This window comes from Polynucleobacter duraquae, assembly GCF_000973625.1.
GTDB lineage: Bacteria > Pseudomonadota > Gammaproteobacteria > Burkholderiales > Burkholderiaceae > Polynucleobacter > Polynucleobacter duraquae.
Window position 1 is genome coordinate 1,936,324 of the sequence record NZ_CP007501.1, and the last position, 12,449, is coordinate 1,948,772.

9 protein-coding genes are annotated in these 12,449 nt (G+C 45.5%); all 9 read right to left on the minus strand.

What is annotated here, in order from left to right:
• Positions 1-39: 39 nt before the first annotated feature.
• Positions 40-3,075 carry an efflux RND transporter permease subunit gene (locus CL55_RS09955; RefSeq protein WP_046330945.1) on the minus strand — a complete coding sequence of 1,012 codons (3,036 nt, stop codon included), beginning with the start codon at positions 3,073-3,075 and terminating at the stop codon, positions 40-42.
• Positions 3,076-3,082: 7 nt separating this feature from the next.
• Complete coding sequence (locus tag CL55_RS09960; RefSeq protein WP_046331307.1) at positions 3,083-4,222, minus strand: efflux RND transporter periplasmic adaptor subunit; 1,140 nt, start codon at positions 4,220-4,222, stop codon at positions 3,083-3,085.
• A 169-nt stretch (positions 4,223-4,391) separates the two neighbouring features.
• Entirely contained in the window at positions 4,392-5,927 is a 1,536-nt protein-coding gene (locus CL55_RS09965) for an efflux transporter outer membrane subunit (RefSeq protein ID WP_046330946.1), read from the minus strand.
• Positions 5,928-6,072: 145 nt separating this feature from the next.
• Complete coding sequence (locus CL55_RS09970) at positions 6,073-6,936, minus strand: pirin family protein (RefSeq protein WP_046330947.1); 864 nt, start codon at positions 6,934-6,936, stop codon at positions 6,073-6,075.
• Positions 6,937-6,946: 10 nt separating this feature from the next.
• The gene (gene glmS / locus CL55_RS09975; RefSeq protein ID WP_046330948.1) at positions 6,947-8,779 is read right to left on the minus strand and encodes a glutamine--fructose-6-phosphate transaminase (isomerizing); all 1,833 of its coding nucleotides are present in this window, start codon (positions 8,777-8,779) and stop codon (positions 6,947-6,949) included.
• Positions 8,779-10,239 carry a bifunctional UDP-N-acetylglucosamine diphosphorylase/glucosamine-1-phosphate N-acetyltransferase GlmU gene (gene glmU / locus CL55_RS09980; RefSeq protein ID WP_046330949.1) on the minus strand — a complete coding sequence of 487 codons (1,461 nt, stop codon included), beginning with the start codon at positions 10,237-10,239 and terminating at the stop codon, positions 8,779-8,781. Before glmU ends, glmS begins: the two co-directional genes overlap by 1 nt.
• Positions 10,236-11,144 (minus strand): tRNA 2-thiocytidine(32) synthetase TtcA, encoded by a 909-nt coding sequence (gene ttcA / locus CL55_RS09985; RefSeq protein ID WP_046330950.1) that lies wholly within the window; start codon positions 11,142-11,144, stop codon positions 10,236-10,238. The genes glmU and ttcA overlap by 4 nt, the downstream gene beginning before the upstream one ends.
• Positions 11,145-11,172: 28 nt before the next feature.
• The gene (locus tag CL55_RS09990; RefSeq protein ID WP_046330951.1) at positions 11,173-11,568 is read right to left on the minus strand and encodes a dihydroneopterin aldolase; all 396 of its coding nucleotides are present in this window, start codon (positions 11,566-11,568) and stop codon (positions 11,173-11,175) included.
• 44 nt (positions 11,569-11,612) lie between these two features.
• Positions 11,613-12,428 (minus strand): SDR family oxidoreductase, encoded by an 816-nt coding sequence (locus CL55_RS09995; protein WP_046330952.1) that lies wholly within the window; start codon positions 12,426-12,428, stop codon positions 11,613-11,615.
• Positions 12,429-12,449: the final 21 nt, after the last annotated feature.

Genomic DNA, 12,449 nt, shown 5'->3' on the forward strand with positions numbered 1-12,449 from the left:
CTAAGTTCACCCTTTTTCTCTGTTACCGATACTAATAAGTTACTGTTGCTTAAATTTTTTCTGATGGTGATCTGCGCCAATAAATAAGTACATGGCGGGTACTACAAAGAGTGTGAATAGCGTTCCAATGGATAAGCCAGTAAAGATCACAATACCCATCGATTGACGGCCAGCAGCACCTGCACCAGAGGCAATTACTAGAGGTACAACACCTAATACCATTGCAGCAGTCGTCATCAAGATTGGGCGCAATCGCACACTACTCGCCTCTACGATAGCGTCCAACTTACTACGACCAGCCTCTTGTAATTCATTAGCAAATTCCACAATCAAAATACCGTGCTTACTAATCAGCCCCATCAACGTAACTAGTCCAACCTGGGTATACACATTTAAGGTTGTGAAGCCCAAATTAATAAAGATTAGCGCCCCAAACAAAGCGAGTGGTACTGAAACTAAAATGACGATTGGGTCACGGAAGCTTTCAAACTGGGCAGCCAAGACCAAGAACACAATTAAGATCGCAAAGAACATCGTCACCAAGAAACCGCCAGACTCTGCCATGAACTGACGGGACGGGCCGGCATAATCCATGGTGTAGCCATTAGGGGCAACTTCTTTTAAAGTTTGACGCATAAACTCCAGTAAATCTGCTTGAGAAATAAATGGGGTACTCACACCAAATATCGTCGCCGAGTTGAGTTGCTGAAAGTGGTTAATTGACTGCGGCACTACTCTTTGCTTAATTGTTGCGATGGTACGAGCCTGAATCATCTGTCCACTAGGGGTGCGTATGTAGTAGTCGAGGATTTGGTCTGGATTTAAACGATCTACTTGCTTCACCTGCGGAATGACGCGGTAAGAGCGCCCAGCAACAGAGAAGTAATTGACATAGCCGCCGCCCAAAGCAGCAGATAGCGCACTACCCACTTGCTGTTGGGTCATGCCCAGTGCAGCCACTTTTTCCCGATCAATTTCCAAAACATCTTGTGGTTTATCAATCTTCAAATCAGAATCTACGAAAAAGAAATTGCCACTACGACGCGCTTTATCTAAAACAGCTTGGGATACCTCATTTAACAATTCGTAAGACTCAGTGGTATTAATCACTACTTGAACAGGTAAGCCCTGTGCGCCAGGTAAGGCCGGAAACTGGAAAGCCGCTACGCGAGCACCAGCAATCGAATTCCACTTACTCTGCATATCTTCTTGAAACTTAGTAGCATTACGACTACGTTGATCCCAATCCTTAAGCAACACACCGCCAAAACTGCTTGTAGGACTGGTGATCTGAAACATTTGCTCGTACTCAGGCTCCGCTGCTGATATTTGATAAATCTGATCAGCATAAGTCTGCATCTGGTTGACTGTGCCGTTAGGCGGCCCCGAAGCCTGCATCAACACAATACCCTGGTCTTCCGTTGGCGCTAATTCAGAACGTGCAGTGGAATAAAGATAAGCCACTCCACCTAGCAAAATCACACCCATCACAATAATGACCTGCCAAGTGCTTAAGAGTTCACGCAAAGTATTTTGATAGCTGTGGTGAACTTTTTCAAAAATACGGTCAATCTTTTGAACAAACGGCGAAGCCTCTTGTGCTTCGGTAAAGATACGGGAACACATCATGGGAGAAAGCGTTAAAGCAATCAACCCCGATACTGCGACTGCGCTAGCCAAGGTAAAAGCAAATTCTGTAAAAAGCGCGCCCGTTAACCCACCCTGAAAGCCAATCGGAATATACACTGCGATCAGCACAATGGTCATGGCCAAAATAGGGCCGCCCAACTCACGCGCAGCAATTAGAGAGGCTTCTAATGGAGACTTGCCTTCCTTCATATGGCGGTCCACGTTCTCAACCACAATAATGGCATCGTCGACCACCAAACCAATTGCCAAGACTAGAGCAAGTAGTGTCAGTAAATTAATGGAGTAACCCAAGACCTGCATTAAAAAGAATGTGCCAATCAAAGAGAGTGGCATCGCAATCACTGGCACCGCAACTGCGCGTGCGCTTCCCAAGAAAAGATAGATCACAACTGTCACAATCAACAGCGCCTCTAACAATGTGGCCACTACTTCATCAATCGAGGTAGTAATGAACTTAGTAGAGTCATACACCACCTTTCCAGACATACCGGTTGGCAACTGCTTCTGAATATCTGGCACTGCAGCACGAACCCGTTCGGCTACATCGAGTAAGTTCGCCTGTGGAGCTACCTTGATCGCGATAAATACCGACCTCTTGCCACTAAATGCGACATTGGTGTTGTAATCCTCAGAACCCATAGTCACGCTGGCTACTTGATCCAAATACACAATGTTGATGCCGTCTTTTTTGATGACTAGCTTGCGGAACTCATCAAGCGTATGCAAATCAGTGCCTGCCACCAAGTCCACTGCAACCATGTCGCCTTTAGTACTACCAACTGCAGATAAGTAGTTGTTAGCTGCCATGGCGCTATACACATCATCCGCACCCACACCAAGCCCAGCCATCTTCTCGCGATCGAGCCAGGCACGCAAAGCAAACTTTCTGCCTCCAGTAATTTCAGCGTTCTGGACGCCGTCTATAGAATCCAGCTTTGGTTTCACTACCCGCAATAAGTAATCAGTAATCGCGTTGTTTGGAATATCGTCACTATAAAAACCCATGTACATGGCCGCAGTCGATTGACCAATTTGTACAGTCAATACAGGTTGCTGGGCTTGCGGGGGTAACTGATTCTTGACTGAGCTTATTTGGGTCTGGATCTGCGTCAATGCCGCATTCGAATCGTAGTTCAGCTTAAGAGTAGCCGTAATGGTTGAGAGACCACTCACGCTCATCGAGGACAAATAATCAATGCCCTGAGACTGGGCAATCGCTGTCTCTAAGGGCTGCGTAATAAATCCAGCAATCGTCTCTGGATCAGCTCCATAGTAAGCCGTTGTAATCGTAACAATGGCATTTTGAGTTTGGGGATATTGATTAACCGGCAAAGATCCTACTGCCTTTAAACCAAATACCAAGACGAGTGCACTCACTACCAGTGAGAGTACCGGCCTACGAATAAATATGTCAGTCCAATTCATCTAGGACTTATTCCTGTGGCTGCGGGTTGGGTGAATTAGCTGGCAACACCTTGTTATTCACAATCAGCGGAGTTCCATTCTTTAACTTGAGTTGACCGCTTGTAACAACCGTGGCGCCCTCTTCAACTCCTTTGAGGATCGCTACCTGATCTCCACGAGTTAGCCCAGTAGTCACGAAGACTTGTTGAGCCTCCAGTGCAGGCTTGCCCTGCTTATCTTTTTTACCAGTGGGCTTAGCAATAAAGACAGTTGAGCCATACGGGTTGTAAGTTACCGCCGTCTGAGGCAAGGTCAGCAGCTTTACTTGATCACCTAACTTGATATTCACATTAGCAAACATGCCCGGTAAGATCTTTTTATCTGGATTGGCTAACTGAGCCTCAATCTGAATATTACGTGTATTCGTATCGACCTTTGGGCTGACCGCAGTAATCTTTCCAGTAAAGCTTGCACCCTTGAATGCATCCGTCGTCACCACAATTTCTTGCCCAACCTGAATTTGTTCAGCATTACTTTGTGGGAGATTGAAGTCCACAAAAATCGGATCCAAGGTTTGAAGAGTAAGTAACTTATCACCTGGATTCACAAACTGACCAGGGTTGATCATCACAATACCAACACGTCCACTAAAAGGAGTCTTTAAATTTTTCTTAGCAACTAAGGCCGTTTGCTGCTCCACCTGAGCTTGCTTTGACTTTGCATCTGCTTTACTAGTATCGAACACGTTCTTACTAATCGCCTGAATCTCTAGTTGCTGTCTATCGCGCTCATTAATTACTTGAGCCAAATCTGCTAATGCTTTTAAAGAGTTGAGTTGGGCAACATCAGAGGCATCATTCAATTTAATGAGTAACTCGCCTTCTTTAACATCCATGCCTGATTTAATGTATACGTTTTGTACCAAGCCACCAATTTCAGTGCTGAGTTCTACACCCCTAAATGCACGCACATTACCAACGCTAGATAATTTAGGTTGCCATGCTGAAGTTTCCACAACCATCGTAGAAACTGTTGCTGGCGGCAAACCCATACCAGCAATGAAGTACTTAATCATGAAAGTCTTGAGTTGATTAAATCCAAATATCAAGCCCAATAATAAAAATACACCGCATAACATAATGGTCATACGTCGACCCAAAGGAGTCATGGATTGTAATTTTGCATTGATCTTGCTACGCATGAATCGTTCGCGTAAACGCACCCAAAACCCTTTTATCTTTTCCCAAAGAGCAATGAGCCTGTCGCGAAGTTTCCACTCGATCGCCTTCGCAAGCATCCATGCCCACAAGGCGACTGCAATAGCAGTTACTTTGGTTTTAATTGTTTCCAGAAGTTTCATTTTGATCTTTGTTCGCTATGGCTTTTGGTTGAAAGGCTGGGCCGGTACGATTCCACCAACCGCCGCCCAATGCTGCAAATAATGCTGCTGTATCAGAGAATCGGGTTGCTTGCGCAGAAACCGATTTAACTTTAGCAATTTGATATTGATTTTGGTAATACAGGACAGCCAAGTAGCTAGCAGTGCCTAACTTGTATTGCTGCTGCACCAACTCTAAAGTTTCATAAGCGTAGCGCTCAGCATCCGATGCAGACTTTAATGCTTGTGATCCAGCTTCTAAAGCACGCAAGGAGTCAGCAACTTCTTGAAAAGCTTTGAGCACAGTAGCTTGATATTGAAAAACTGCTTGTTCGTAATTAGCCATCGCACCGCGGCGTTGCGCTAATAACTGCCCGCCCTGAAAGAGTGGCTGAAAGATACCGCCAGCAATAGACCATAGAGTGGCGTTCGGCCCAAACAAGGCTGAGCTTGTTAATGCTGCGGAACCAATAGCTCCAGTGATATTAAATTGTGGCAATAAATTAGCAGTAGCAACACCTACTAAAGCATTGGTAGCCTTCAGTTGCGCCTCCGCTGCGCGTACATCTGGACGCTGACGCACTAAGCTTGATGGCACGGAGAGTGGCAACTTCTCTGGCAAATACAAAGACTTCAGGTCAAACTTAGTGATGTTGGCATTACTAGGCAATTCACCAACCAACACCGCTAACTGATTACGTGTAAATGATAGGTTGCGTTCATAAGTAAATAAATCTACTTGCGAGTTAGAGACCAAGGTTCTTTGCGATGTTACATCTACTCGAGAGACTGTACCAATTGCCAATTGCTTTTCTGTAACTTCAGCTAAATTCGTTTGTGCCTTCAGAATTTCTTCTGTAGCTTGCATCTGTGCACGCAAAGCAGCTTCACGTACTGCACTAGTAACAATGTTGGCCGTCAAAGAAAGGTAGGCGCCTTCAAGCTGAAACTGTGCAATCTCTGCTTGCGCTCTCGCACCTTCAACTGCGCGACGTGCTCCACCAAAGACGTCTAGCTTATATGTAACATTTACAGAAGCGTTATAGAGGTTGTAGGTATCAGAGCCATAAGGCAGACCATAAATTGCAGAAGGCTGTAGCTGCCGTGTGGCGCCGCCATTTAAACCAATCGCCGGGAAATACTGACCGCCAATTTGTGCGCTGACATTTTCTTGGCTCGCGCGTAAAGCAGCATCAGCAGCACCTAAATTAGGATTTTGCTGCAGGGCCTTTTTGATAAGAGCGTCTAATTCAGGAGACTTAAATAACTCCCACCACTGAGCCTCAATATCAGCGCCTTCAATAAACTCTTGATTGGTTCCGCCAGGTACTCCAGGTGCAGTAGCTAATTTCTGAGGAAGGGTAGCTTCAGTATATTTAGATGTATTCGGAGCATCAAGTTGCTTAAAGTCTGGACCCGCTGCACATGCAGAGAGAAGTCCCGCGAAAAGTAGCGAGAGCAAACGCAAACTAGAGAAATCTTTGAAGCCGAGCATGAACTGTGACAAACATCCTTTTATATAGCAGATATTTGAACACACTTTTCTAAACCAGTCTGTGTAACACCATGATTTAAATAATGAATTTTGCACACAGCTAAACACAGAAGTCAAACGGATTTTTTATACCCCTGGCATCTTCTTAGTGGGCAATTCTTCCAAAACTCCCGCTATTGAAATCCTGCATTGCCTGAGCAATCTCTTCTTTGGTATTCATGACAAATGGTCCATAGCCAACGATAGGCTCATCGATAGGTTCGCCACTCAGTAGCAGGGCTATAGAGTCTTCCAGCACATTCACTTGAATATCCTGACCTTGATTGCTAAACATCAACATCTGAGCATCTTTGGCCACTACCCCCTCACCAGCTTCAATAGCACCCTTAAGCACGACTAGAGATACATTCCAACCCTCAGGCACTGGAATACTTTTCGAACCCTTCCTCAACTTCAGGTCAATCACTTGCATAGGAGTGAATGTACGAGCAGGACCTTGATGACCATCCAACTCTCCAGCGATGATACGAGCTTGCCCCGAACCACCCTTCAAATCAATCGTAGGAATTTGTTTATCTAAAATGGCTTGATAACTTGGCTTGGTCATTTTGAGTTTGGCCGGCAAATTGACCCACAACTGCACCATATTCAGAGTACCGCCGTTTTTGGCAAAGCCTTCAGAATGAAACTCTTCATGCATAATGCCGGAGCCCGCAGTCATCCACTGAACATCTCCAGGGCCAATCACACCGCCTTGACCGGTGGAATCCTTATGAGCTACTTCGCCTTCATACACAATCGTGACAGTTTCAAAACCACGATGGGGATGTGAGCCCACACCCTTACGCTCAGTTGTTGGGGGAAACTCCGCTGGACCCGCGTAGTCCAGCATCAAGAATGGACTCATCTGTTTTCCCAGGTCTTGATAGAAAAACAAGGTTCGCACAGGGAAGCCATCGCCAACCCAGTGACCCTGATCATTGCCTTGAATGCCGATTACTTTTTTCATGCTCTTGGGATTACTCCACTGTAACGCTCTTTGCGAGGTTGCGAGGCTTATCGACATCAGTACCTAGAGCACAAGCAGTGTGATACGCCAGGAGCTGAAGAGGAACTACATGCAAAATTGGTGAAAGATTGCCATAGTGCTCAGGCAAACGAATCACATTAATACCTTCACTGCTAGTAATCTCGGTGTCTTGATCAGCAAAGACATAGAGCTTTCCACCGCGAGCTTTAACTTCCTGCATATTGGATTTAAGCTTTTCCAGCAAGTCATCCTTAGGAGCTACTGTAACTACTGGCATCTTTTCAGTAACCAGCGCTAGTGGCCCATGCTTTAACTCACCTGCTGGATAGGCTTCAGCATGAATATACGAAATCTCTTTAAGCTTGAGAGCACCTTCAAGAGCAATCGGATAGTGCATGCCACGCCCTAGGAATAAAGCGTTTTCACACTTAGCAAATGCTGTGCTCCAAGCAATAATCTGTGGCTCAAGTGCTAGCACGGCATGCAATGCTTTTGGAAGATGTCGCAAGTCACGTAAGAGCTCTTTCTCTCGCTCGGGGCTTACTTTTCCTGCGCGCTTAGCCAATGAAACAGCCAATAGATAAAGGGCAACTAGCTGGGTTGTAAAAGCTTTAGTAGAAGCGACACCAATCTCGGTACCAGCCTTGGTCAAGAAACTCCAATTGGTTTCACGAACCATGGCGCTGGAAGCTACGTTGCAAATCGCGAGAGTGTATTGATGGCCTAAGGCTTGCGCATGACGTAGTGCCGCCAGAGTATCCGCAGTCTCTCCAGACTGGGAAACCACCACAATTAATGTATTGGGATTGGGTACGGTTGTGCGATAGCGATATTCACTAGCAATCTCAACCTGTGTCGGAATACCCGCCAAATCCTCCAGCCAATATTTAGCAACACAGGCGGAGTAGTAACTAGTGCCACAAGCCAAAATCAAAATTTGATCAAACTTTTTCCACTGCTCGGGATCGGCATTAAAGAGTTGTGGACCAAAGCTGGCGATATTAGCAAGCGTGTCACCAATAGCTCTAGGTTGCTCAAAAATCTCTTTTTGCATGTAGTGCTGATAAGGCCCTAGATCTACTGAGTCAGCCTGAGCGGGCATAGGCTTTTGCTCTCGCTGCACCGTCTTTCCTGCGTGATCAATGATCTCAACACTCTCTGCCTTGAGAACAGCAACATCGCCCTCTTCTAAATACATCATGGAGTGCGCTCGACCAGCAAGCGCTAAAGCATCAGAAGCAAGAAAGTTTTCATTTTCACCAAGAGCGACAACTAATGGTGAGCCAACACGCGCGCCCACCAAAATATTTGGTCGATCTTGTGCAATCACGCCAATCGCATAAGCACCATGAAGTCGCGGCAATACAGAACGGACTGAAGCAACTAAATCTACCGGCTTACTGGATACATAGGCTTGATGAATTAGATGCGCAATGACTTCAGTATCAGTTTCCGAGGTAAATACATAACCTGCTGATTTCAACTCAGTGCGTAGTACTTCGTAGTTTTCAATAATGCCGTTATGAACAACAGCAATAAGTCCACCTGAAATATGCGGATGTGCATTTTGTGTATCTGGCTTACCGTGCGTCGCCCAGCGAGTATGCGCAATACCTAAGGTGCCATGAAAATCTTTACCCTGCTCTGCCAACTCAGAAACACGAGCAGTAGTACGTGCGCGCTCAATCAGATGTTTGGCATCATCACCATTAATTACAGCAAAGCCACAAGAATCATAACCACGGTACTCAAGGCGACGTAAGCCTTCAATTAAAACTTCAACAATATTCTTACGCGATGCTGCGCCAACAATTCCGCACATTATTTTTTAGCCTTCACGGATTTTTTGGTGGCTACCTTCTTGGTAGCTACTTTCTTTTCTTTCTTTACTGGGCGCTGCCACTGTAAAGAGATTTGCTTAGCTCGTGATACGGTCAACTGATTGGGGGGTGCATCTTTAGTTAAGGTAGTTCCCGCGCCCAAAGTAGCACCACGGCCAACACGAACTGGGGCAACTAACTGAGTATCAGAACCAATGAAAACGTCATCCTCAATAATGGTTTGGTGTTTATTCACGCCATCGTAGTTGCAAGTAATCGTACCTGCGCCGATATTGACTCTAGAGCCCACGATGGAGTCACCCACATAAGCCAAGTGATTAGCCTTACTATTTGCAGCGATCTTGCTATTCTTCACTTCTACAAAGTTGCCAATATGCACATCGTTAGACAAATCTGCACCAGGACGCAAGCGAGCATAAGGTCCGATCAGTGAACTAGCGCCAACTTTTGCGCCGTCTAAATGGCTGTATGGGTGAATGGTGACATTCTTTCCAATCACGCTATTACGAATAATGCAGTACGGACCCACTGCTGTACCCGCAGCCAAAGTGACGCAACCCTCGAATACACAACCGACATCAATAAAGACATCCGTGCCGCACTCTAGAGTTCCACGAATATCAATCCGCGCCGGATCGGCTAAAGAAACACCGGCATCCATTAATACATTTGCTTGATTGAGTTGATGTACTCGCTCTAATGCAGCCAACTGATTGCGACTGTTAACACCAACAATCTCATATACAGCATCTGCTTGTGCAGTGCGAACAGGCACCCCATCTTTGACTGCCATTGCAATTACATCAGTTAAATAGTATTCACCTTGGGCATTGCTTGCACGCAAAGACTTCAACCATTTTTTGAGTGAGTTGGTTGGCAGCACCATGATGCCGGTATTGATCTCTTGAATACGCTTTTGCTCAGGTGAAGCATCTTTTTCTTCAACAATCTCTTTTACTGACCCATCAATATTCCGTGCGATACGGCCATAGCCCGCTGGATTATTGAGGTTTTGAGTTAGAAGCGCCAATGCAGAATCTTGACCACGCACTCCATCAGCCAATTTAGCTAATTTAGAGAGCGTCTTCTTACTTGTCAGAGGGACATCACCATACAGAACCAAAGTAGGCTTATTTACATCTAGCTTAGGCAAAGCTTGTAATAAAGCGTGGCCCGTTCCTTTTTGCTCAGCCTGCAATGCAGTACCCACTTTGCCATAGCGAGAATCTTGCTCGCTGATAATTTGAAGAAATTCCTTAACATCAGCAGCGCCATACCCCACAACGACGATGGGGCCAGTTTTTGCGCTTTTACCTTGTAGGTCTAAAGCCGTATTCAAAACGTGCTGGAGAAGGGGTTTCCCAGCCAAGGTTTGAAGAACCTTGGGTAAGGCGGACTTCATCCGCTTTCCCTGCCCAGCAGCCAAAATAACGATGTTCATAAAGAGGGATTATAAGACCCCTGAATGAGCGTTCCACAGGCTATTTCATCGATTTCTGTCTCGTCAATTGCCTTATCGCCAGCCGATCTTGCGGCAATACCCGATAGTTCTGTAGAAATCTCCAGATTCTTAAAACTAAAGGCCTCAACATCCATTAAATGGGATGGCACGATGTGGTGCATTGAGCGAAAAAGATTCTCGACACGCCCTGGGTGCTTTTTCTCCCATTCACGCAACATTTCTTTCATAGCGCCACGCTGAAGATTGGGCTGACTACCGCACAGATTGCACGGAATAATCGGGAAGTTCATATCTACCGCGTAACGCTCAAGTAACTTTTCAGGAACGTAGGCTAGAGGGCGGATGACGATGTGCTTTCCGTCATCAGATCGCAACTTTGGCGGCATACCTTTGAGCTTGCCAGCAAAAAACATATTGAGCATTAATGTCTCTAAGATGTCATCACGATGGTGGCCTAAGGCAATCTTAGTGGCGCCTAACTCATCCGCTACGCGATATAAAATGCCACGACGTAATCGAGAGCAAAGTCCACAAGTAGTTTTGCCTTCCGGAATTACACGCTTGACGATGCTGTAGGTATCTTGATTTTCAATATGGTACTGAACACCTAAAGCTTTTAAATAATTCGGCAGAATCTCCGCTGGAAATCCTGGTTGCTTTTGATCTAGGTTGACAGCCACAATTTCAAAATCAATTGGGGCGCGCTCGCGTAACTTTAAAAGGATATCGAGCATGGCGTAACTATCTTTACCACCTGACAGGCAAACCATTACCTTGTCACCATTTTCGATCATGCCAAAGTCACCAATAGCTTGGCCAACTAAACGGCACAGCTTTTTCTCCAGCTTGTTTTCTTCTAAGACAACTTTACGGTTATCGCTCATGGCTGCTAAATTCTTTTCTGGAGTTTCTTTAAGCCTGCTTCATCCGAAACACCTCAACACCAACAGAGTGGCAGTCTGGATAAACATCAGGCTTAGCGGTACTAACGCGCGCAGCGGTGACCTTAGGGTGCAATAGCATTGCAGTCACAATGTCATCGCAAAACGTTTCCTGTAAATGGATATGACCCCGGGAAGACAGCGTCTTAATGGTTTCACGCATGAAGTCGTAATCCACCACCTCTTCCAATAAGTCTTTAGAAGGCGTGTTCATATTCAGCGGGACATAGAGGTCTACATTGAGAATAACGCGCTGTTCAGCTTTTTTCTCAAAATCATGGACACCAATATTGATATAAATTTCATAGTCACGTAGAAATAGGCGGCGACAATCAGCAAGTGCTGGATGAGAAAGAATGGCATGCATAATTTTTATTAACTCTTTTTAACTTTTTATTCTGTATTCAATTCTTAGCTTGTTTTAAACATCACATCGCGTGATGATGGCAAGAGATGTTGTCCGCCGTCCACATATAAGGTTGTGCCCGTGATCGCATTCGAGCCAGCTAAAAATACGGCTACTTTTGCAATATCACTGGGTGTTGATGACTTTCCTAGTGGCGTCATCTGATGTGCCTTAGTAAAACCAGCTTCGGTTTGATCGCCTGAGGTCAGCGTAATACCGGGGGCCAAACCAATCACTCGTAAGTGCGGAGCAAAATCTACCGCCAAGACCTCAACCGAAGTGAGGAGTGCAGCTTTCGATAATGTGTAAGACAAATAATCGGGATTGAGATTAATTAATTTTTGATCGAGTAGCTGGATTACTGAGGGGATAGTTAAATCACCCTCTCCTGTTTTCTTTTTCTGGCTCTTTTGATGTTCAAACATCAACTGAGATAACAAAATAGGTGCAGCTAAATTGACCTGCATGTGGTCTCGCAAAATCTGACTATTGAGCGGGGTATCTGAGTTAGCGCGATCATATTCAAAGATCGAGGCGCTATTGATCAGGCACTGCAAATTACTGAACTTGGCCAACACTGCTTTAAACAGAGAATTGATTTCTGCTTCGCTGGCGAGATCAGCCTTAATTGCCACAGCTTTACACCCTAGCCTTTGAATCTCAGCTACGGTAGCTTGGGCCTCGGATTCTGACCGGCCATAGTGAACCGCCACATCCCAGCCTTGACGAGCAAACTCTAAAGCAATTTCTCGACCAAGGCGCTTAGCAGCGCCGGTCACTAAAACCGCTTTATTTTCTTGGGGTTGTGGGTTTGAACTCAAGTTACCTAAATTCTCTTAGAC